The sequence below is a fragment of the Aeromonas sp. S41-2 genome (assembly GCF_027705845.1).
Taxonomy (GTDB): Bacteria; Pseudomonadota; Gammaproteobacteria; order Enterobacterales; family Aeromonadaceae; genus Aeromonas; species Aeromonas hydrophila.
This window is the reverse complement of sequence record NZ_JAPDCG010000002.1, coordinates 752,319-773,176: the sequence shown is the minus strand read 5'-3', so window position 1 is coordinate 773,176 and position 20,858 is coordinate 752,319. Positions and strand designations below refer to the sequence as shown.

The 20,858-nt window shown below is 62.9% G+C and carries 18 protein-coding genes; 9 read left to right on the top strand and 9 right to left on the bottom strand.

The genetic code is table 11. The features are described from left to right. Nucleotides 1-176: 176 nt before the first annotated feature. The 4 genes from OKC44_RS07935 to OKC44_RS07920 all read right to left on the bottom strand — a co-directional run bounded on the left by OKC44_RS07935 (nt 177) and on the right by OKC44_RS07920 (nt 3,158). A complete protein-coding gene (locus OKC44_RS07935) occupies nt 177-455 on the bottom strand; it encodes a TraK family protein (RefSeq protein WP_022579751.1) in 279 nt (92 codons plus the stop codon). A gap of 731 nt (nt 456-1,186) precedes the next feature. Beyond that, the gene (gene repC, locus OKC44_RS07930) at nt 1,187-2,074 is read right to left on the bottom strand and encodes a replication protein C, IncQ-type (protein ID WP_022579752.1); all 888 of its coding nucleotides are present in this window, start codon (nt 2,072-2,074) and stop codon (nt 1,187-1,189) included. Further along, the gene (locus tag OKC44_RS07925) at nt 2,046-2,921 is read right to left on the bottom strand and encodes a helicase RepA family protein (RefSeq protein ID WP_022579753.1); all 876 of its coding nucleotides are present in this window, start codon (nt 2,919-2,921) and stop codon (nt 2,046-2,048) included. Before OKC44_RS07925 ends, repC begins: the two co-directional genes overlap by 29 nt. Nucleotides 2,922-2,924: 3 nt before the next feature. Beyond that, nucleotides 2,925-3,158 (bottom strand): hypothetical protein, encoded by a 234-nt coding sequence (locus tag OKC44_RS07920; protein ID WP_022579754.1) that lies wholly within the window; start codon nt 3,156-3,158, stop codon nt 2,925-2,927. Nucleotides 3,159-3,249: 91 nt separating this feature from the next. On the opposite strand from OKC44_RS07920, the gene OKC44_RS07915 reads away from it, so the two are divergent. After that, on the top strand, nt 3,250-4,230 hold the full coding sequence (locus OKC44_RS07915) for a hypothetical protein (protein ID WP_022579755.1): 981 nt from the start codon (nt 3,250-3,252) through the stop codon (nt 4,228-4,230). Nucleotides 4,231-4,309: 79 nt separating this feature from the next. Then, on the top strand, nt 4,310-4,573 hold the full coding sequence (locus OKC44_RS07910) for a helix-turn-helix transcriptional regulator (RefSeq protein ID WP_022579756.1): 264 nt from the start codon (nt 4,310-4,312) through the stop codon (nt 4,571-4,573). A gap of 84 nt (nt 4,574-4,657) precedes the next feature. Here OKC44_RS07910 and OKC44_RS07905 read toward each other — a convergent pair whose 3' ends face one another. From OKC44_RS07905 to guaB, 3 genes are all read right to left on the bottom strand, one after another. After that, a complete protein-coding gene (locus OKC44_RS07905) occupies nt 4,658-5,860 on the bottom strand; it encodes a tyrosine-type recombinase/integrase (RefSeq protein WP_022579757.1) in 1,203 nt (400 codons plus the stop codon). 307 nt (nt 5,861-6,167) lie between these two features. Then, nucleotides 6,168-7,757, bottom strand: a complete 1,590-nt coding sequence (gene guaA / locus OKC44_RS07900; RefSeq protein ID WP_270812087.1) for a glutamine-hydrolyzing GMP synthase — start codon at nt 7,755-7,757, stop codon at nt 6,168-6,170. A gap of 83 nt (nt 7,758-7,840) precedes the next feature. Continuing rightward, nucleotides 7,841-9,304, bottom strand: a complete 1,464-nt coding sequence (gene guaB, locus OKC44_RS07895; RefSeq protein ID WP_011705859.1) for an IMP dehydrogenase — start codon at nt 9,302-9,304, stop codon at nt 7,841-7,843. 464 nt (nt 9,305-9,768) lie between these two features. Here guaB and OKC44_RS07890 point away from each other — a divergent pair, with 464 nt between their 5' ends. From OKC44_RS07890 to xseA, 6 genes are all read left to right on the top strand, one after another. Then, complete coding sequence (locus OKC44_RS07890) at nt 9,769-11,637, top strand: potassium transporter Kup (RefSeq protein WP_270812153.1); 1,869 nt, start codon at nt 9,769-9,771, stop codon at nt 11,635-11,637. A 250-nt stretch (nt 11,638-11,887) separates the two neighbouring features. Further along, nucleotides 11,888-12,667 carry an energy transducer TonB gene (locus OKC44_RS07885; protein ID WP_270812085.1) on the top strand — a complete coding sequence of 260 codons (780 nt, stop codon included), beginning with the start codon at nt 11,888-11,890 and terminating at the stop codon, nt 12,665-12,667. Nucleotides 12,668-12,669: 2 nt separating this feature from the next. After that, nucleotides 12,670-13,425, top strand: a complete 756-nt coding sequence (locus OKC44_RS07880) for a MotA/TolQ/ExbB proton channel family protein (protein ID WP_270812082.1) — start codon at nt 12,670-12,672, stop codon at nt 13,423-13,425. After that, entirely contained in the window at nt 13,425-13,844 is a 420-nt protein-coding gene (locus OKC44_RS07875; protein WP_011705855.1) for an ExbD/TolR family protein, read from the top strand. Before OKC44_RS07880 ends, OKC44_RS07875 begins: the two co-directional genes overlap by 1 nt. A gap of 138 nt (nt 13,845-13,982) precedes the next feature. After that, nucleotides 13,983-14,912 carry a DMT family transporter gene (locus OKC44_RS07870; protein WP_139389553.1) on the top strand — a complete coding sequence of 310 codons (930 nt, stop codon included), beginning with the start codon at nt 13,983-13,985 and terminating at the stop codon, nt 14,910-14,912. Between the two features lie 106 nt (nt 14,913-15,018). Next, nucleotides 15,019-16,383 (top strand): exodeoxyribonuclease VII large subunit, encoded by a 1,365-nt coding sequence (gene xseA / locus OKC44_RS07865; protein ID WP_257702512.1) that lies wholly within the window; start codon nt 15,019-15,021, stop codon nt 16,381-16,383. Between the two features lie 74 nt (nt 16,384-16,457). Here the strand turns inward: xseA and hutW are convergent, their stop codons facing one another. Then, nucleotides 16,458-17,828 (bottom strand): heme anaerobic degradation radical SAM methyltransferase ChuW/HutW, encoded by a 1,371-nt coding sequence (gene hutW / locus OKC44_RS07860; protein ID WP_270812077.1) that lies wholly within the window; start codon nt 17,826-17,828, stop codon nt 16,458-16,460. 261 nt (nt 17,829-18,089) lie between these two features. Between hutW and OKC44_RS07855 the strand changes: the two genes are divergently transcribed. Further along, nucleotides 18,090-19,685, top strand: a complete 1,596-nt coding sequence (locus OKC44_RS07855; RefSeq protein ID WP_162518506.1) for a methyl-accepting chemotaxis protein — start codon at nt 18,090-18,092, stop codon at nt 19,683-19,685. Nucleotides 19,686-19,789: 104 nt separating this feature from the next. On the opposite strand, the gene aroG is transcribed toward OKC44_RS07855, so the two are convergent. Next, a complete protein-coding gene (aroG, locus tag OKC44_RS07850) occupies nt 19,790-20,845 on the bottom strand; it encodes a 3-deoxy-7-phosphoheptulonate synthase AroG (RefSeq protein WP_011705850.1) in 1,056 nt (351 codons plus the stop codon). Nucleotides 20,846-20,858: the final 13 nt, after the last annotated feature.

Here is a 20,858-nt window from a genome sequence, read left to right as displayed (position 1 = left end):
TTTGTCTCGTATGACTCATCGAATTTCGCGCTGTAACCGCACCATTGCTTCGCAACAGCGCGCCAGCAGCGAGAAAACCAACGGAAATTGCCAACGTCCGTGTGCTTGCAGCGATCCAAGAGGCCGGTAACAGCGTTTCAGCCATGCGCTTGCAGCGATTGAGCATGGGACTTTGCTCACTTCGTGCCCTGACCCGTGGAGCCAGGCGGCGCATTGGTGATGTGCTGGCGAACGTATTTCAGGAACGTCTCATAGCGGAAAGGGATTCGCCCAATCTCGCGCATGTGCTCCCAGATGATCTTGAGCGCGTAGCCGGCCTCCATCGCTTCCTTCACGTCCGCGCGCGCCGCCATGAAAGCGGCCAGGTAGTCCCTGCGCTTTATCTGCGAGGTCTGCTGCTGATGAGCGAGCCGTGCGGCCAGCTCGTCTGGATAGCTGCTTTCTGTCGTCGCCATGTCCGTAAACCTCCGTTATCAACTGAACTACTCCGAAGGTTACGGAGTGCCCGCCTACACAACATTCCAATAATTGGCCGAAACGGTTGACATGGAGCCGATGACACTGGCACGCGCATCGAAATAGGGATGGCAGCCCATTCGGCACGGAAGGTTGAACGCCAAGAGGGAGGCCGAGAGAATCCCCCGCCGCTCGGCCCCTCAAGTGTCAAAGAGTGGATCACATCGTCAGAGGCGGCGATGCGAGCTCGAGCGCCGGCGGCCGCCATCGTCGGAACTGACGATGGGGCCCTCGGTGCATCGTCGGATGTGGCGATGGTCGACCGTGGCCCGGACATGGCCAGCCTCGCCGGAAATGGCGATGCTGCAGCTCGACGTGTGCGCGAAAGAAGGGCCGGCCTCATGACGTGACCGGGAATGGATTTGAACTGTTGTATGTTGTAGCGCGCTACAACATACAACATACAACATACAACACCTGCCTATTGACACTTGAGGGGCGCAGCGTTTTAGCCGCTAAAAGAACCGCCCGGAGCTGCCCCCCCTTCTGGCGTACAACTCAACGGCCGAAGGCCGACCATCGGCAAGCGGCAAGGGCTTGGCGTCGCCCTAAAGGGCGGCGGCAAGCACCGCGCCTAGTGGATGATCTTGGAAGATCATGGATGGAATTTGCGAACTAGCCGCAAGCCCGCGCCGTTGCTGTGTTTTCCGGTTTGAGACGGGGAACGTTGCTACGGGTGAAGGGGAACATTGCTACGGAGTTTGGGGAACGTTACTACGGGCTTCGGCCTGCCAATTTCCCACTTCCCTGCCGCATACTCGCTGACCTTCCAGCCCACGGTGGCAAGCTCGGCCAGAGCCTTGCGGGCCTTCTGGCGGCGCTTCTTCATGGCCTCGGCGTTCGCCTCGTCCGGCCAGACGTAGCCAGAAAGGGTATCGAGTTCCACGCGCCCGGCTTTGCCGGGATCGATCCAGCCGCATAGCCGTTGGTGAATCAGGCGGGCCGGGTCGGTTTGTAGCGCCCGCACCTCGGCCATCTCGATGCGGGTATACGGGCGCCTCCCAAGAATCGCCTCCGCAATCTGGGGATTCAGCGCGACGAACAACCGCCCGTCCTCCTCATTGAAGGCGTAGCTCATCAGGTGAAAAGACCTTTGCCTGCTTCCCTTGCTGACTACCACCGTCACGTTTGCCATGCGCAGCAAGCTCGCCTTGATCGCCCTGATATTGTCGCCGCCATCGGTCAAGCCGATTTCGCCTAGCAGGCTGGTCATACTCTCTCTCACGACCAGCGCATCCTGCCCTACCGCGTCGAACTTCGGCTCAAGGAATAGACGGAGTTGCTTCGGCAAGTCCGCTGTTGGCTCTGGCGTCAGGATGATGCCCTTCGGTCCTCCAAGAGCCACAAGACCTTGCAGCAGCCGCATGTCATCAGCACCAAGAGGCTCGAAGCCGACGAACCGCGCTTGTTCATTTTCGGCGTAGTGATACGTCACATCGAGCTTGAGCCTCTTCCGTTCGCCGCGCTTGAGACTGCGGAACAAGCCGGGGACCAAGCAGTGCATTGGATCGTGCCTGGCATGGGTGAGGTCAAAAGCCATCGCCTCGCCTCCGACCATCACGTCTTTCCTCATTCCTGCTGGCCTCATACAGCTCCACCGGCACCAGCACGCCGCCGGCGTGCCGCATGTACCAGCGATCAAGCGGCGTGGCGTCGTAGTTCTGCTTGCTGACGCCGAAACGCACGAAGTAGCCGCGCCGCTCATCGCCGATGGGCTGCCGGTCATGGGCGCGGTCGCTGAGGCGCTTCGCCTCGTCCTCGGTCATGCGGGCGACGTAACCGCACCACCTGGCGTTGTCGATCAGCGCGGACGCGCCACGCGCGGCCTGCTGCTGGTCGGTCTGCCCTTCGCGGGCGCTGCCCTTGCTGACGTGGTGCAGGTAGAGCACGGATGCACCCGTGGTGGCAGCAACGTGCTCCAGTACGGCCACGAGGTGGGCCATGTTGCCGTTGCTGTTCTCATCGAGAGTGTGAATGCGGCTCAGGGTGTCCAGCACGATCAGCCGCGCCCCGGCACCGTCCTCAATAACGCGGCGCAAGTGGGCCTTTTTCATGATGTCCAGGCGCTTGCCCATGATCGGCTCAAGCGCGAGGTTCTCCGCGATGGCTTGACGAGCCGCGTGCCCGAGGTGCTGGCCGATGGCATGAATGCGCCGCACAAGCGCGGGCGGTGGGTCTTCCCCGGCCAGATAGACCACGCGCCCGGTGTGCGCGGGAGCAAGTCCCACGAGGTCGCCGCCGGCCACGCTGCATGCGATGCTCATGGCCGCTTCCAGCGCCCAGAAGCTCTTGCCAGTGGCCCCTGGGGCGACGAGCGCGCCGACGGTTCCCGCGAGGAAGCCCGGCCATATGAAGTCCAGCACCGGCGGTTCATGCTCGAACGCCGCCAGTACATCAATCGCCATGACTCAGTTCCCCGTTCCGTACAGGGACTCGTCGCTCAATGCCTCGGCGATCTGCGAGGTTCGGAAGTAGACCCGCCGGCCGATCTTCAACCGAGCCTTGTTGATCCGCTGCGTCCACTCGTTCGTCGCGCGCAGGCTGATCCGCAATCCATCAGGCGATCGATCCAGGACAGAGGCGAGCTGCGCCATGCTCAGCAGCGGGCCAAAGCGTTGCAGCAGCGTGTCTTCTATCGTCATTGCGTAAACCTCCGTTATCAACTGAATTGCAACGAAGGTTAGGCGCTATTGGGGGTTGCCTACATCTTATTAGTTGTCCAAAATGGTTGACATGAAGAACGATCCAACCATTGTCATCTGGGAAGGCTGCGATCCCACTGTCTCGGAAGCCATCGAGCAGTTTGAGGATCGCTGGCGGCCGTATTCCGCCTCCTCGCGGCGCTACCCCATCGTTGGGCTGATACAGGAACTCATTGACCCCGCCGTGGCTGCGTACACGGCGACGCTGCCACAACGCTACTTGGGCCATATCCCCGGAGCAGGGACAGGGGTGGGCCTCAGCGGGATCATTCGACTGGTTGGACTTGATGCGATGGTTCGCATGCAGCGGCAGTTGCTGCGCCAGTTCATCAAAACGGAGGATAGGCAGACGCCAAGAGATCGGCGGTTTGTTGCGACACTCGAATCGTTGATTGGGCTTGTATGGGACTGCGCCTGCAAACGGCCGGTGAAGTCGAAGGTGCGCGACACCCGACTGAATGGCGAACGCCTCCAGGGGTTCTGCCGGTTCTGCGGATCACTCGCCGAGCTGACCTCATTCGCCGGCGGGAGCGATGATCCGAAGGCGGACGATCCAGAGGAAAAGCTTCGACTAAGCAGCCTGTATTGCCTGGATCACCGGCCTAAATTGCCGAGCGGCGCATGGAACCCTGTCTACAGACAAGCAAGGCGATCCCTCGCGCAATTCGACCTCGAACTGGCGAGACTCAACCAGCAATGCGCGAAGCCGGCCACTGCCCAAGTGAAATCGGGCGATCAACTGGTTGACAGCTACTTCTTCCACTATGTCGCGGGCCAAACCTTACAGCCGGCGGACAAGGCAGAGCTGCGCAATCAAGCACGGCTGATGGTGGACTCGAAGCTATCGGATCGCAAAAAGCAGATGCTGATGCTCCAGTGGTCTGGACTCAATCAGTCGGAGATTGCGCGAAAGCTCGGCATCGAGCGCCAAGCGGTATCGAAGGCGCTGGCGGCGATCCCCGCAATGTTCCGCTTGAGTACAAAGCCGCGCTCACGGCGTCAACCTAATTGACCAACTAATAGGACGAAACAATCCGCATTGCCAGGCACCATCAGGCACATGTTCGCAAGTGACTGAAAGAGGCCAGGGGATGCAGGCAACGACAAGCAAGACGCTCATCAATCGGAAGAAGCTACTGGCGATGATCCCGCTGTCTGAGCGCACGATCTTCAACATGGAGCAGCGCGGGGAGTTTCCGCGCCGGATCGCACTCACCAGCCGAAACGTCGCCTGGGACTTGGCCGAGGTCGAGGAATGGATAGAGGCGCGGAAGTCGTCGGGCACTCAGGCCATGCGCCCTGGCTTCACTCCGTCTGCCGTGGCCGGCGGCTCTGCTGCCCCTTTTAGCGGCTAAAACGCTGCGCCCCTCAAGTGTCAATGAAACCCGAGGCCATGCCTCGATGCTCAGGCGGCGCTGCCTAACCTGCCTTCGTCTGGTTTACACCTTCGGCCGTCTCAGCGTCCATTCGTCGATCATGTCCGCCCAGTCCTGCAACATCGCCGTGCGCTGCTCGCGGTACTCGGCCTTGTTGTAGACGGCCCTGACGCCTCTCTGCTCGTGTGCCAGGCACTTCTCGATCCAGTCCGTGTTGTAGCCGGCTTCATGCAACAACGTGCTGGCCGTGCGCCGCAAGTCATGTGGCCCGAACTTGGCGAGCGACCGCCCCTCCTTCTGCGCCAGCCGATACGTCAGCGTCAGCACCTGGTTGAGCGTGGCGCTGCTCATGGGTAAATCCGAGTCATACCGCGACGGAAGCACGTAGTCCGATCCCCCTGCGAAGGTTTTCAGGGCAATGAAGATGTCCAGCGCCTGCCGGGACAGGAACACCAGGTGCGGATTGCGCCGCTTCATCCGCTCCTTCGGGATCGTCCAAAGCGCGTCGCTGAAATTGATCTCGCTCCATGTCGCGTTAGTCAGCTCGCTCTTGCGCACCATCGTCAACAGCAGCAGCTTGGCCGCCGCCCGAATGGATGGCGCTGTGCCGATGCGCTCCATGTACTGGTACATCAGGCCGATCTCGTCGGGCGTCAGCGCACGGTCGCGCGGCTCGAACTTGGCAATGGTCGTCGGGCGCACCAGCTCGGCCGGGTTCTCGACCTTCTGGCCGCGCTCGATGGCCCAGCGAAAGACCTGGAGCACCACCTCGCGGACATGCACGGCTGTCGCCGGCGCGCCGCGCTCGACGATGGCATCGGTCAGCGCGCGCAAGTCTTCGTGGGTGATCTCCACCAGCTTCTGATTGCCGAACTTCGGCTTCAGCTCGCGCTCGTAGACCGAGCGGCGCATGTCGCGGGTGGAGTCGGCCATCTGGTAGCCGCGCAGCCACTTTTCCGCCCAGGCCCCGAACGTCTCCGCGTCCTTGACGCGGGCCTTGTCCCGCGCCTTTTCCTTGGCCGGTGACTTCCCGGCCGCGACCATCTTCTTGGCCTCGCCCAACCGCTCGCGGGCTTCCGCCAAGGTGATGCCGCCGACACCGTAGCGGCCGAAGGTGATGGTCTCCTGCCTACCGTGGATCGAGTAGTTGTAGCGGAACGAGATCGCTCCGGCGGCCGTGACGGCTACATAGAGGCCGTCACGGTCATTCACCTTGTAGAGCTTGTCCTTCGGCTTGAGGTTGCGCAGCTTGGTATCGGTCAACATGGTTCTCGCCCTGATTCAGCTCAAATACCATGATCAGAAAACCGGCCCATCCTGGCGTAAAACAACAATTAAATCATCGTCTTACACAAATTCGATACCATGAACATCCGCAAGGTGGTTGCATGGTATTGGCGACTTCTCATGGCATAGAAGCATTCAATGCCATCCATCATGCCATGAAAAAACGGTGCTTGGCGATGCCAAATGTTGCCAGGCGGTGCTGAACGAAATCACAAAAAAGCCCGCAGTGACGCGGGCTTAGGTGTGTTTTAGTGCTACTAGATGCCAGCCAGTGCCAGACGCCGGATCACTCCCATTCGATGGTTGCGGGCGGCTTGCCGGAGACGTCGTACACCACGCGGGAGATGCCGTTGATCTCGTTGATGATGCGGTTCGACACGTGACCGAGGAAGTCGTACGGCAGGTGGGCCCAGTGGGCGGTCATGAAGTCGATGGTCTCGACGGCACGCAGCGCAATGACCCAGTCATATTTGCGACCATCGCCCATGACGCCAACGGAGCGCACCGGCAGGAACACGGCGAAGGCCTGGCTGACCTGGTTGTAGAGGTCGGCTTTGCGAAGCTCTTCGATAAAGACCGCATCGGCCTTGCGCAGCAGGTCGCAGTACTCTTTCTTCACTTCGCCAAGCACCCGCACGCCTAGACCCGGGCCCGGGAACGGGTGACGGTAGAGCATGTCGTAGGGCAGACCCAGCTCGAGGCCAACGCGGCGCACCTCGTCTTTGAACAGCTCGCGCAGCGGCTCCACCAGACCCATCTTCATCTCTTCCGGCAGGCCGCCGACGTTGTGGTGAGACTTGATGACGTGAGCCTTGCCGGTCTTGCTGGCAGCGGATTCGATGACGTCCGGGTAGATGGTGCCTTGCGCCAGCCAGCGGGCGTTTTTCAGCTTTTTCGCTTCGTCGTCAAACACTTCGACGAAGACGCGGCCGATGATCTTGCGCTTGGCTTCCGGTTCAGCTTCACCCGCCAGGGCGGAGAGGAAGCGCTCTTCGGCATCGACCTTGACGATGTTCAGACCAAAGTGATCACCAAACATCTCCATCACCTGCTGGCCTTCGTTCAGGCGCAGCAGACCGTTGTCGACGAAGACGCAGGTCAGGCGATCGCCGATGGCACGGTGCACCAGCATGGCAACCACGGAGGAGTCGACACCGCCGGAGAGGCCCAGGATCACCTCGTCGTCCCCCACCTGCTCACGGATGCGGGCAACAGCGTCGTCGATGATGGTGGCCGGGGTCCACAGGCATTCGCAACCGCAGATGTCTTTGACGAAGTGCTCCAGCATGCGGGCACCCTGACGGGTGTGGGTCACTTCCGGGTGGAACTGCACGCCGTAGAAACGCTTGGCCTCACACGCCATGGCCGCGTGCGGGCAGGTCGGGGTCTGGGCGATGGTGGTGAAGTCGGCCGGGATGGTGGTGACCTTGTCGCCGTGGCTCATCCACACATCCAGCAGCGCATTGCCGTTGTCGGCGATGGCATCTTCGATGTTGCGCAAGAGGGCACTGGTCTTGCCAGAGTTGCCCAGCACTTCCACCTTGGCGTAACCGAATTCACGCTCGGTGGAGGATTGCACCTTGCCACCCAGCTGCTCGGCCATGGTCTGCATGCCGTAGCAGATGCCGAACACCGGCACGCCTGCGTTGAACACGTACTCGGGGGCGCGCGGGCTGCCCGCTTCGGTGACGGACTCGGGGCCGCCGGAGAGGATGATGCCGCTCGGATTGAATTCGCGGATCTGCTCTTCGGTCACATCCCAGGCCCACAGTTCGCAGTAGACGCCGATTTCGCGCACGCGGCGGGCGATCAGCTGGGTGTACTGGGAACCGAAGTCGAGGATAAGGATACGGTGCTGGTGAATGTCTTTAGTCATTTTATTCCTGCATCAGGCTGCTGTTGTCACAAAAAGCACGGGATAAAAAAGCGGTGGAGAAACGGGGCCGCAGCCCCGTTTTATCAGCCCATCCGATAGTTGGGGGCTTCTTTGGTAATGGTCACGTCGTGAACGTGGGACTCTTTCATCCCGGCGCCCGAGATGCGCACGAATTCGGCCTTGGTGCGCATGTCGTCGATGGTGGCGCTGCCGGTCAACCCCATGGAGGAGCGCAGGCCGCCCATCTGCTGGTGGATGATCTCTTTGAGGCGGCCCTTGTACGGCACGCGGCCTTCGATCCCTTCCGGCACCAGCTTGTCAGCAGCGTTGTCGGTCTGGAAGTAGCGGTCGCTGGAGCCCTTGGACATGGCACCCAGAGAACCCATGCCACGGTAGGATTTGAAGGAGCGACCCTGATAGAGCTCGATCTCGCCCGGCGCCTCCTCGGTACCGGCGAACATGGAGCCCACCATAACGCAGCTTGCGCCAGCGGCGATGGCCTTGGCCACGTCACCGGAGAAGCGGATGCCGCCATCGGCAATCACCGGGATGCCGGTGCCTTCCAGCGCGTCGACGGCGTCGGAGATGGCGGTGATCTGGGGCACGCCCACGCCGGTCACGATACGGGTAGTACAGATGGAGCCCGGGCCGATACCCACCTTGACGGCGTTGACGCCGGCAGCGGCCAGTGCCTTGGCACCGGCGGCGGTGGCGACGTTGCCACCGATGATCTGCAGATCAGGATAGGCTTCGCGGGTCGCCTTGATGCGATCCAGCACGCCCTGGGAGTGGCCGTGGGAGGAGTCGATCAGCAGCACGTCCACACCGGCTTCCACCAGGGCGGCGACGCGCTCTTCGTTGCCGGCACCGGCACCAACGGCAGCACCCACCCGCAGACGACCCTTGTCGTCTTTACAGGCGTTCGGCTTGCGCTCGGCTTTCTGGAAGTCTTTGACGGTGATCATGCCCTTGAGTTTGAAGTCGGCGTTGACCACCAGCACCTTCTCGATACGGTGCTTCTGCATCAGGCCAACCACCTCTTCGCGGGGGGCGCCTTCACGCACGGTGACCAGACGATCCTTCTGGGTCATGATCTGTTCGACAGTCTGGGAGAGATCGATCACGAAGCGCACATCACGACCGGTGATGATGCCCACCAGCTGATTGCCCTCGGTCACCACCGGATAACCGGCGAAACCGTTCTTGTGGCTCAGCTCCTTGATCTGGGCGATGGTCATGTCGGGGCGTACGGTGACGGGGTCAGTGACCACGCCGCTCTCGTACTTCTTGACCTTGCGCACTTCGGCAGCCTGCTGCTCGATGGACATGTTCTTGTGGATAAAGCCGATACCGCCTTCCTGGGCCAGTGCGATAGCCAGACGGGCTTCGGTCACTGTGTCCATGGCAGCGGAGATCATGGGGATGTTCAGGCTGATGGCAGAGGTCAGCTTGGTACGCAGATCGGCAGTATTGGGAAGAACTTCGGAGTGGGCGGGAACCAACAGTACATCGTCGAAGGTTAACGCTTCTTTGGCAATCCTGAGCATGGCAATATCTCACCGTTGAGGAAGTGGGGGTGTAAAATATTGCCGACGAAGTTTACTCACGCATTGGTCACTGGTAAAGAAGTTTTTTGAATTTTTTATGGCGTTTTGGCCTTTTCAGCCGCCAAGCCGCTAAAAAACCAACATTTTCAGTCGCAAAACAGCCTTTTGGGGACAAAAGAGTTGTCTCATTGCGGTTTTATGCAAAAAAGTTCCCGTTTCATTTTTTCACACAGCTCCGCTTCCCCTCACCCGTTGCAGACTGTTTGACCCTGGTCGATCGCACTCGACAACAAGCTCATGCGTGCTTGCCGTCCCCCTCAAACACTAAATCCAGCGGGGCAACATCCGGGCTGTTTCACCCAAACCGGCACGCCCAACGCAGGGGCCTTTTCGTGGCGCGGGTTTCCTTTGTGCCTGTGCCTGCGTATCATGATTAACAGTCTGAATTGAAATGGAATTTCATGATGAGCCACGGACACCAGCAAGGGCGCATGGCCATTACCCTGGCAGCACTGGGGGTCGTCTATGGCGATCTCGGCACCAGCCCGCTCTATGCCCTCAAGGAGAGCTTCGCCGGACACCTGGGTCTGCAGCCCACCCCGGAGGGGATCCTCTCCATCGTCTCCCTCTTCTTCTGGACCATCATGATCGTGGTCTCATTCAAATATGTGCTGCTGGTGCTCCGGGCCGACGACAAGGGAGAAGGGGGGATCCTCACCCTCGCCTCGCTGGCTTCCCGCCGCCTCCCCGCCAAGCCGCGCGCCCTGCTCATGCTGCTCGGTCTGATCGGCGTAGGGCTGTTCATCGGGGATGCGGTGATCACCCCCGCCATCTCGGTGCTCTCGGCGGTCGAAGGGCTGCAGGTGATCACCCCGGAGCTGGCGCCGTTCGTGCTGCCCATCACCCTCACCGTGCTGGTGATCCTGTTCGGGGCCCAGCATTACGGCACCGCCGGCATCGGTCGCCTGTTCGGCCCCATCATGCTGATCTGGTTCGGGGTGCTGGCGGCGCTCGGGGCCTATGAGATCGCGCAAAACCCCGCCATCCTGCAGGCCGTCAACCCGCTCTACGCCCTCGACTTCATGATCAACCGACCGGGTATCGCCTTTATCACCCTGGGGGCCGTCGTGCTCTGTGTCACCGGGACGGAGGCGCTCTACGCCGACATGGGCCACTTTGGCCGTGGCGCCATCCAGCTGGCCTGGGGCTCCCTGGTGATGCCCGCCCTGCTGCTCAACTACTTCGGCCAGGGAGCCCTGCTGCTGCGCAATCCCGCCGCCATCGAGAATCCCTTCTATCTGCTCGCCCCCTCCTGGCTGGCCTTTCCCCTGCTGATCCTCGCCACCCTGGCCACCGTCATCGCCTCCCAGGCGGTGATCTCGGGCACTTACTCGGTGGTGCGCCAGGCCATTTTGCTCGGCTACCTGCCGCGCCAGGAGATCCGCCACACCTCGGAGCACGAGATAGGCCAGATCTACCTGCCGCTGGTGAACTGGCTGCTGCTGGGGGGCATCGTCATCGTCATCCTCTGGTTCCAGAGTTCAAGCAACCTGGCCGCCGCCTACGGCATCGCGGTGACCGGTACCATGGCACTGACCACCCTGCTGTTGATGGTGGTGGCCGCCCGCCGCTGGAAGTGGTCGCGCTGGCTGATTGCACTGATATGCGCACCGCTGCTGCTGGTCGATGTCACCTTCTTTGCCGCCAATACCACCAAGTTTCTGGCCGGTGGCTGGCTCCCCATCCTGTTCGCGCTGCTGGCCATCATAGTGATGACCACCTGGAAGCGCGGACGGGAGCTGGTGCTCGACAAGCTGGAGCACAAGTCACTGGCGCTGAAGGGGTTTGTCGACAACATGCAGGCACACCCGCCGCTGCAGGTCCCCGGCACCGCCGTGTTTCTCTCCAAATCGGTGCAGGTGGTGCCCCACACCATGCTGCACAACCTCAAACACAACAAGATCCTGCACGAACGGGTCATTTTCCTGACCGTTCAGATCAAGGACGAACCCTGGCTCTCCTTCAAGGAGCGCATCGAGCTCACCCACCTTGGCGAGGGGTTCTGGCAGGTGGTCGCCCACTTTGGCTACAAGGAGGTGCCCTCCATGGAGGAGATCTTCCAGGCCTGCGCCCAGGAGGATCTGAAGGTCACCATGGCCAAGACCTCTTTCTTCCTCTCCCACGAGAACCTGGTCAGCACCGATCTGCCCGGCATGGCGCGCTGGCGAGAGGGCCTGTTCGTCTGGATGAACCGCAACTCCCTCAAGGCGACCGACTTCTTTCATATTCCCGCCAACCGGGTGGTGGAGCTCGGGGTATTGCTGGAGTTGTGACGCCGCCAGCCAACAGGGGGCAAGACCGGTGCGAACGCACACCGCTCAACCCGTTGCCAGTCGGGAACTCCGCTACCCGACCCGGCTTCTTATTGCCTGCGAGCCAGCTTCGCCACGATTAAAATACGATTGATAATGGTTGTTGTTTGTGATTCTTATTATCAGGCATGCTAGCGGCCTGACGCCTGTTCTGGCGCCTTCACACTAGCCGTTTGAGTATGAATATGAAGACCTGGAAGGGAGACAAGTGATGGACTCCTGCAGCCCGAGACCAACACTGCCCGCCAACGATCCCGACGCCGCCCGTCTCGTTTGCCTTGCCATCGCGATCGCCCTGCACCTTGCCGCCCTCTGGTGGCTCTATACGCACCAGCCTGCGCCCATCACCCCGCCCTTGCCGCTGACCCTGTCGGCCCGCTGGGTTGGCGAGGCCGCAACCAATGATGCGCCAGCTAAGGCGGCCCCTGCTCCCACAGCGCAGCAAGTACAAAAAGTGCAGCAAAAAGCCAAGCCATTGCCGACACCCAAAAAACCGCCGCTCAAGCCAGTCAAGAAAAGCGTCAAACCGGTGGTCAAACCGCTTAAACACAGTCCCCCGCCGGTGCAGCCCGCCAAGGTCATGCCGGTGAGCAGTCCGCAACCGCCGGTCACTGCGCCCGCCCCTGCGACGACGACAACGGCCACACAGGCGAGCGGCGGAAGTGCCAGTCAGAGTCCTGCCCACAAGGCTGGTGGCGGCGCTGGCAACAGCGCTCCCATCGCCCGCGATGCCCGGCTCAACAACCCCGAGCCCCAATATCCCTATGAGTCGAGACGACGGGGAGAAGAGGGGCGGGTCATCCTCAATGTACGGGTGACGGCCGAGGGCACCGCCGCCTCGGTGGAGGTGGACAAGAGCAGCGGCTATCGGCGGCTGGACATGACGGCCCGCAAGACCGTCAGCCGCTGGAAATTCATTCCTGCCAAACAGAACAACGTGGCCGTCGAGGCCTCGGCAAAAGTCACCATCATTTTCAAATTAAGGGCTTGAACATGGATCCTGAAATCGCAAGCAACGGCATGGGCATCGCCCACCTGCTCAGCCAGAACAGCGGTGTGGGGCTGATCCCCTTCATCCTGCTGGTATTGATGTCCCTTGGCACCTGCTACTACGCCCTGCTCAAGGGCTACCTCGCACAGCGGGAACAACGCCTCAACGCCCGCTTCATCACCGATTTCTGGCAGCATGACAGCGTGCAGGAGATGGAGCGCCAGCTGGCCCACCTGCCGCCGCAGGAGGCCTATGGCCGGCTGACCGGCGCCGCGCTGGCGGCCGTGGCCCAGCTGAACCGGGCCGAGGAGCGTGCAGTCAGCTGCAAGCTGGGCTCGCCGGATGAATATCTGCTGCGCGCCATGCGCCGTGCCATCACCCAGGAGCGGGTGCGGCTGGAGCAGGGGCTGGCCTTCCTCGCCTCGGTGGGTTCGGCAGCCCCCTTCATCGGGCTGTTCGGCACCGTCTGGGGTATCTACCACGCCCTGCTGGCTATCGGCGCCGCCGGTCAGAGCAGTCTGGACAAGGTTGCCGGCCCCGTGGGCGAGGCGCTGATCATGACCGGCTTCGGCCTCGCGGTCGCCCTGCCGGCCGTGCTCATCTACAACTTCTTCGTGCGGCGCAATCGTCTCAGGCTCGCGGCGCTGGAGGAGTTTGGCCACGACCTGTTCACCCTGCTGGTGACCGGCTTCGAGCAGGTCGCCACCAACAACGTCACCCCGCTGGTCGAGCGGGAAACCAGACAGGGGCGCGGCTGATGGCATTTGGCAAACTGTCGGACGAGGGGGACGATCAACCCCTCTCCGAGATCAACATGATCCCGATGATCGACGTCATGCTGGTGCTGCTCATCGTGTTCATGATCACCGCCCCCCTGCTCACCAACGCGGTCAAGCTGGAGCTGCCCGAGGCCAGCAGCCAGCTCAACCAGCCAGACAAGCAGGACATCAACCTCGCCATCGATGGCGCCGGCAAGATCTACTGGAACGATCAAGAGGTCGACGAGGCAGCCCTGCTCGCCAAGATGGAGAGCGCCGGCCAGGCCGAGGGGGAGCTGCCCGAGATCCAGCTGCGCATCGATCGCAAGGTGGAGTACGGCATCATCGCCAGGGTGATGGCCCAGGCCTCCCAACACGGCCTGCACAAGATTGCCTTCGTGAGCCAGCCGGAGCCGTAACGCTCCCGTCACCCACGCACCGGTACGCCAGGGCATGGATGCCCTGCTGCCATCCAGGCAGTTGCCAGCACAGGCACCTTGTCGGCATCATGCCGATGCAGCGCCAATATTGGCCACCATCACCTCAAGGACGACACCATGAAACCTGCCGATTATGGGCGCCTGCTTCTGCTGGCCGCCATCTGGGGCGCCAGCTTCCTGTTCATGCGCATCGCCGCCCCGGCGTTTGGCGCCGTCAACACCACCTTCCTGCGGGTCCTGTTCGCCCTCATCGGGCTTGCCGTCATGCTCCTGCTGCTGCGCGCCCCCATGGGGTTTCAGGGCAAGCTCAAGTCCGCCATGCTGCTCGGCGTCATCAACTCCGCCATCCCGTTTCTGATGTACGCCATCGCCGCCCTCTGGCTGCCGGCCGGCTACTCGGCCATCCTCAACGCCACCACGCCGCTGATGGGGGCCCTCATCGGCTTTTCCTGCTTCAACGAGCGCCTTGATAGGCGCAAGTGGCTGGGGGTGGTATTGGGGGTGATCGGGATCAGCCTCATCACCACCACCGGCGAGGTGAGTGCCGGTGGGCATCTGCTGCCCGGGGTGCTGGCCTGCCTGTTTGCCACCGCCTGCTACGGCCTCGCCGGTTTTCTCACCCGCAGCTGGATCACCCATCGCGGCGGACTCGATGCCAAGCTGGTGGCCTTTGGCAGCCAGCTGGGTGCCAGCCTGTTCCTGCTGCCCTTTTTCGCTTACCAGCTGGCGGCCGGCCCCGCGGTCGACTGGGCCGTGCCCACCGCCTGGGCCAGCGTGCTGGCGGTCGGCGTGGTCTGCACCGCCCTCGCCTACCTGCTCTATTTTCGACTGATCGCCGATATCGGCCCGCTGCGCAGCCTCACCGTCACCTTCCTCATTCCCCCCTTCGGCATCTTGTGGGGCGCGCTGGTGCTGGGCGAGACCTTGAGCCAGGGCTTCGTGCTGGGAGGCCTGGTCGTCTGCCTCTCGGTCTGGCTGGTGACCAGCCAGGCCAGCCCCCCGGCCGTTCAGGCCCGGGCGCAGCCTCAGGATCCGGACGCACGCTGAACCCGACAGGGCCAGCGCCGCTCGGCGTTCGCCCCGAACTGCGTTAAGATGGCGCCATTGTTTTATGCCCCCGCCCCAAGGCGGGGCACACAGTGCAGGACCAGCCTTGAACTACCGCAACGAACCGAGTCAAAGCAGACAACAGCAGGTCTTTACCGTCACCCGCCTCAACAGCGCCGTGCGCATGATCCTGGAGCAGGATCTGGGGCTGGTGTGGCTGACCGGCGAGCTCTCCAACCTGGCAATGCCAAGCTCCGGCCACTGGTACTTCTCGCTCAAGGACATGTCGGCCCAGGTGCGCTGCGCCATGTTCAAGGGCAACAACCGGCGGGTCGCGTTTCGCCCGCAGGACGGCATGCAGGTGCTGGTGCAGGCGCGGGTCTCGCTCTATGAGCCGCGCGGCGACTACCAGCTGATCATCGAATCGATGCAGCCGGCGGGCGACGGCGTGCTGGCGCTGCGCTTTGAGGAGCTCAAGCGCCGCCTCGGCGCCGAGGGGCTGTTCGACGAGGGGCGCAAGCGGCCGTTGCCGCGCGAACCGCGCGCGGTGGGCCTCATCACCTCCGCCACCGGCGCTGCCCTGCACGATATGCTGACGGTGCTCAAGCGCCGCGCACCGGATCTGCCGGTGTTTATCTACCCGACCCAGGTGCAGGGCAGCGCCGCCATCGGCCAGATCGTCTCTGCCATTGCCCTGGCCAACCGCCGCGCCGAGGTGGATGTGCTGATCGTCGGGCGCGGCGGCGGCTCGCTCGAAGATCTCTGGTGCTTCAACGAAGAGGCGGTGGCGCGCGCCATCGCCCACTCCGCCATCCCGGTGGTGAGCGCGGTGGGCCACGAGGTGGATGTCACCATCAGCGACTTTGCCGCCGACTTGCGCGCCCCGACCCCGTCGGCAGCCGCCGAGCTGGTGGCGCCGGATCAGAGCGCCCGCGCCCAGCGCCTCGCCCATCTCAAGCAGCAACTGCTGCAGGCGATGAACCGCCAGCAGACCGCCGCCCGCCACGATTTCATCCTGCTGCAAAAGCGGCTCGATCATCAGGATCCGAAGCGGCGGCTGGAACAGCAATCCCAGCGCCTCGACGAGCTCTCCGCCCGTTTGCAGCAGCTGATGAATCACAGATTGCATCAGGGGGAGCGGCGCCTCGCCAATCTGGAGCTGCGCCTGCAAGGCAAGAGCCCGGAGCGCTTGCTGGCCGCCGGCAAGCGTCGCCACCAGCTGGCCGAGGAGCGCCTCCATGCCCTCATCGCCAAACGCCGGGATCTGGCCGACCACCGCCTCGCCATGCTCAGCGCCCGCCTCGACGGGGTGAGCCCGCTCGCCACCCTGGGACGCGGCTACTCCATCACCCGCACTCCCAGCGGTGAGGTGATCAGCCGCGCCGCCCAGGTCGATGCCGGCCAGACGCTGGTCACCCAGCTTGCAGAGGGGCAACTGCGGGTGCGGGTGGAAGAGGTCCACCAGCCATAACGAACAAGGGGGGCACATCAAGTGCCCCCCTTGTTTATCATCTCCTCGTTGCCCGGCCCTCTCGGCCAGCGCACTCACACCAGCGAATGGCGCACCGCCTGCGCCGGATCGGCAGGTGGCGTACCCGACCCCGCCAGCGGATTGAGCTGCAAGTATTCAAACAACCCGGCCTGCAGATTGACGTTCCAGAAGCGCCCCGCCAGGGTGAGCTCAAGCCGCGCCTCGCTCAGCGTTGCCAGCCCGTGCTGCTGCCAGGCCTCGAACAAGGGTTGCAGATGTGCCCGCAGCGGCGTCGGCAAGCGGGCCAGCGCCAGCCAGCCGCTGTCGAGCGCGCCGCGCAGCAGGCCATCGAGGCGGCCATTGGGATTGCGCCCCATCACCATGCCGGGGGCCCGCTCATCCGCCGCCAGCGCCTCGTGCCAGAGCGCCAGATCCCGGCCATACATGAGGCCGTGCCCATGCACGTTGCCGCCCGCCCCGGCCCCGAAGGGGAGGATCTCGGCGCCGCGTTTGGCCATCTGGTTATAGCGGCTCTGTTCGGCCTCGCCGCGCCGCCAGTGGCTGCAGGAGAGCCGCTGCCAGCCCCCCTGCTCCAGCGTCTGGGCGCCATAGGCATACATGACAGCGCGCTGCTGACCGTCGGCGGCCCAGCCGAGCTTGCCCCTCGCCTCGGCACGGGCCAGATTGGTGCCGGCCATGGAGATGAGCTGATAGAGATCCACCCCGTGCACTCCGCTCGCCATCACATCCGCGATATCCTGACGCCACACGGCATCATCCTGGCCCGGCAGGCCGAAGATGAGATCGGCCACGATCACCGCGTCGTTGTGACGGGTCAGCTCCCCCAGCCGGGTCAGCAGGGTCTCCCGGTCGTCGAAGCGGGCCGCCTCCTGGCGCACCTCGGTATCAAAGCTTTGCACCCCGAACGAGAAGCGGTTGAAACCGCCCGCCAGCGCACTGTGCCACTTGGCATCGTCAAAACCGTTGAGGCGCCCCTCCAGGGTCACCTCCGCATCCGAAGTCAACGGAAAACGACGGATGGCGGCGGCCAGCATCGCCAGTTCGTCGGCGCTCATGTCCGTCGGCGTGCCGCCCCCCACATAGACGGCCGAGAAGGGGCGGCTCTGGACAAACGGTGTCTCGGCGGCCTGGGCAAGCGCGCGGCAGAGCGCATTGACATAGCGGGTGATGCGGGCCGGGTTGGCGCCATTTTCAAAGAAATTGCAGAAGCTGCAGCGCTTGCGGCAAAACGGGATGTGGATATAGAGCGCTCGCTCATCCGCCTCGCTCTCGCGGCGCCACCAGGCTTGCCAGTCGGCATGGTCGAGGGTGAGCGGGCGCATGCCGCCGCGACTGGCGTGGGCCGAGGTCTTGGCGCCAAAGGCGAACTTGAGGGGATCCGGGGTGGCAAGACCGATCATGGTCGGGGTCAGCTGTGGTGTCATGGCAGGCAAGGTTATCAAGTGAATAATGCAAATGATAACCACTATCAATAATGGCCAGGTTTGTGCTGGATCAACTCAACGACGAACAGCTCTCGTTTGCTACGCACCATTAACCTCCAACACCGATCCAGTTAACAGATAATTTACTCAAGATGAGGTAGGGTGTGCCGATAGAGAACCATCTCCCCCGTTCTGATGAGCGAGCGCGGGGAGAGTCATCAACCATTGACGATCGCTCACCTGCGCATGGACCTGCCAACGATGCAAAATCTGTCTCTGAACTGGAAAATATTTCTCCCCCTCGCCCTGGTCATCGGCTGCACCTTCGCCCTCAGCTTCGAGCTCTCCGCCTGGCTGCAACGGGATCTCGCCATCCGGCTGGCGGGTGAAAAGGTGGAGAGCGCCGCCAACACCTACATGGATCAGCTCAACGTGCTGATGATGACGGGAGCCATCGCCAACCGCCAGATCGTGCAGACCAAGCTCAAGAGCGAGGCCGGCATCGTCGAGGCCCGTCTGATCCGCGCCCCGGCAGTGACCAGCCTGTTCGGCCCCGGCCACCCGGATCAGCAGATTGAAGACAAGCTGGACGAGCGCGCCATCAACCAGGGGGAGACCATTCTCGAGCAGCAGGGCAACCAGCTCACCCTGATCAAGCCCTTCAAGGCCTACAAGGAGTACCGCGGTACCCAGTGCACCACCTGCCACCAGGTGGCGGAAGGCACCGTCATGGGGGCGGTGCGCATCAGTTACGATCTCAGCCACACCTTTGGCGAGATCCATCGCAACAACCTGATCCTGAGCGGCAGCCTGGTGGCGGTGTTCGGGCTGGGCTTCGGCCTGCTGGGCTGGGTGCTGCAGCGCTACATCAAGCGGCCGGTACGCCACCTGCAGCTGGCCATGACCCGCATGGCCAAGGAGCGGGATCTCTCCCTCCCCCTGCTCAATCCCAACCGGGATGAGCTGGGCGAGATGACCCGCGCCGTCAGCGACATGGTGCAGGGGTTTCGCCACAGCCTGCAGGAGGTGGAGAGCGCCACCCACCAGCTCTATCAGGAGTCCAACCAGATCCGCCAGGTGGCGACCCAGACCGAAGGCTCGGCCCGCCAGCAGGAGAGCATGACGGTACAGGTGGCCGCCGCCGTGAGCGAGCTGGCCGCCAGCTCCCACGAGGTGCGCGAGCACGCCCGCAAGAGCGCCGAGCTCTCCGCCCTCACCAACCAGGATGCGGCCAACACCAGTCGCCTCGCCCAGCACTCCATCAACGACATGGGCGAGATGTCGGCGGAGATCGAGCGGGTCGACAGGGTGATCCAGCAGCTCGACAACCGCTGTCTGGCGGTCGACGGGGTGCTGGAGGTGATCAAGGGGATCGCGGATCAGACCAACCTGCTGGCCCTCAACGCCGCCATCGAAGCGGCCCGGGCCGGCGAACAGGGCCGCGGCTTTGCGGTGGTGGCCGACGAGGTGCGCGCCCTCTCCAACCGCAGCCGCGCCGCCAGCGAGGAGATCTCCCAGATGATCGCCGCCCTGCAGAACGAGGCCCAGAGCGCGGTGTCGGTGATCGGGGATGCCAAGGCCAAGGCGGACGAAAGCATCCACAAGACCGAGGCGACCCTGGCCGCCATGCAGAACATCATCGGCCGTATCAGCAGCATCAACGATCTCAACGCCCAGATGGCGCAATCCGCCGAGGAGCAGGACAGGGTCTGCAGCGAAGTGGACGGCTCGGTGAGCGACATTCGCAACACCTCCAACGACACCCTGGGCCAGGCTCACGCCGCCAACCTCGCCAGCGTCCAGCTGGTGGAGCAGTGCCGCAAGCTCGAGCAGCTGCTCAAGACCTACCGCTGGTGATCATGCCTGCCGCCTGCTGCGGCCAATAAAAAAGCGCGACCCTGAGTCGCGCTTTTGTTTCGTGTCGTAGCTCAGGTGCGCCACGCGGCGCCACCAGGCCGAAATTAACCTGCGTTGCGAGTGGCCACCGCATCGGCCAGATTGCGCAGCAGGATTTCGGTGTCGGCCCAGCCGATGCAGGCATCTGTGATGCTCTGACCGACGGTGAGTTCACACCCTTCCACCAGATCCTGACGCCCTTCCACCAGATGGCTCTCCACCATGACGCCGAACACAGCCCGGCTGCCGGCACGCAGCTGACCGGCCACGTCCTCGGCCACCAGCATCTGGTTCTTGAACTGCTTGCTGCTGTTGGCGTGGCTGAAGTCGATCATCACCTTCTGCGGCAGACCGGCCTTGTCCAGCCCCTTCACCACCTCATCCACGTGGGCGGCGCTGTAGTTCGGCTCACGACCGCCGCGCAGGATGATGTGGCAGTCCGGGTTGCCCCGGGTCGCGACGATGGCGGAGTGGCCGTACTTGGTCACCGACAGGAAGTGGTGCGGCGCACTGGCAGCCCCGATGGCATCGATGGCCACCTTGATGGTGCCGTCGGTGCCGTTCTTGAAGCCCACCGGGCAGGAGAGACCGGAGGCCAGCTCGCGGTGCACCTGGGATTCGGTGGTACGGGCACCGATGGCGCCCCAGCTCATCAGATCCGCCACGTATTGCGGAGTGATCATGTCGAGGAATTCGGAGGCGGTCGGCAGCCCCATGTCGTTGAGATCCAGCAGCAGCTTACGACCGATGCGCAGGCCGTCGTTGATCTGGCAGCTGTTGTCGAGGTAAGGGTCGTTGATCAGCCCCTTCCAGCCCACCGTGGTACGCGGCTTCTCGAAGTAGACCCGCATCACGATCTCCAGCTGGCCCTTGAGTTCGTCACGTAGCACCTTGAGGCGCTTGCCGTACTCCAGCGCGGCGGCGGGGTCGTGAATGGAACAGGGGCCGATCACCACCAGCAGGCGCTGATCTTCACCGGCCAGGATCTGATGGATGGCCTGACGGGATTCAAAGACGGTACTGGATGCGGTCTCGGTGGCCGGAAACTTCTCAAGCACCGCAACCGGGGGCAATAACTCTTTGATTTCACTGATACGAACGTCGTCGGTTTGATGCTGCATGACAAGGCTTCCT

Coding starts and splice junctions, on each gene's coding strand:
- OKC44_RS07935 (WP_022579751.1), bottom strand. CDS start 455: ATGGCGACGACAGAAAGCAGCTATCCAGACGAGCTGGCCGCACGGCTC.
- repC (WP_022579752.1), bottom strand. CDS start 2,074: ATGGTCGGAGGCGAGGCGATGGCTTTTGACCTCACCCATGCCAGGCAC.
- OKC44_RS07925 (WP_022579753.1), bottom strand. CDS start 2,921: ATGGCGATTGATGTACTGGCGGCGTTCGAGCATGAACCGCCGGTGCTG.
- OKC44_RS07920 (WP_022579754.1), bottom strand. CDS start 3,158: ATGACGATAGAAGACACGCTGCTGCAACGCTTTGGCCCGCTGCTGAGC.
- OKC44_RS07915 (WP_022579755.1), top strand. CDS start 3,250: ATGAAGAACGATCCAACCATTGTCATCTGGGAAGGCTGCGATCCCACT.
- OKC44_RS07910 (WP_022579756.1), top strand. CDS start 4,310: ATGCAGGCAACGACAAGCAAGACGCTCATCAATCGGAAGAAGCTACTG.
- OKC44_RS07905 (WP_022579757.1), bottom strand. CDS start 5,860: ATGTTGACCGATACCAAGCTGCGCAACCTCAAGCCGAAGGACAAGCTC.
- guaA (WP_270812087.1), bottom strand. CDS start 7,757: ATGACTAAAGACATTCACCAGCACCGTATCCTTATCCTCGACTTCGGT.
- guaB (WP_011705859.1), bottom strand. CDS start 9,304: ATGCTCAGGATTGCCAAAGAAGCGTTAACCTTCGACGATGTACTGTTG.
- OKC44_RS07890 (WP_270812153.1), top strand. CDS start 9,769: ATGAGCCACGGACACCAGCAAGGGCGCATGGCCATTACCCTGGCAGCA.
- OKC44_RS07885 (WP_270812085.1), top strand. CDS start 11,888: ATGGACTCCTGCAGCCCGAGACCAACACTGCCCGCCAACGATCCCGAC.
- OKC44_RS07880 (WP_270812082.1), top strand. CDS start 12,670: ATGGATCCTGAAATCGCAAGCAACGGCATGGGCATCGCCCACCTGCTC.
- OKC44_RS07875 (WP_011705855.1), top strand. CDS start 13,425: ATGGCATTTGGCAAACTGTCGGACGAGGGGGACGATCAACCCCTCTCC.
- OKC44_RS07870 (WP_139389553.1), top strand. CDS start 13,983: ATGAAACCTGCCGATTATGGGCGCCTGCTTCTGCTGGCCGCCATCTGG.
- hutW (WP_270812077.1), bottom strand. CDS start 17,828: ATGACACCACAGCTGACCCCGACCATGATCGGTCTTGCCACCCCGGAT.
- OKC44_RS07855 (WP_162518506.1), top strand. CDS start 18,090: ATGCAAAATCTGTCTCTGAACTGGAAAATATTTCTCCCCCTCGCCCTG.
- aroG (WP_011705850.1), bottom strand. CDS start 20,845: ATGCAGCATCAAACCGACGACGTTCGTATCAGTGAAATCAAAGAGTTA.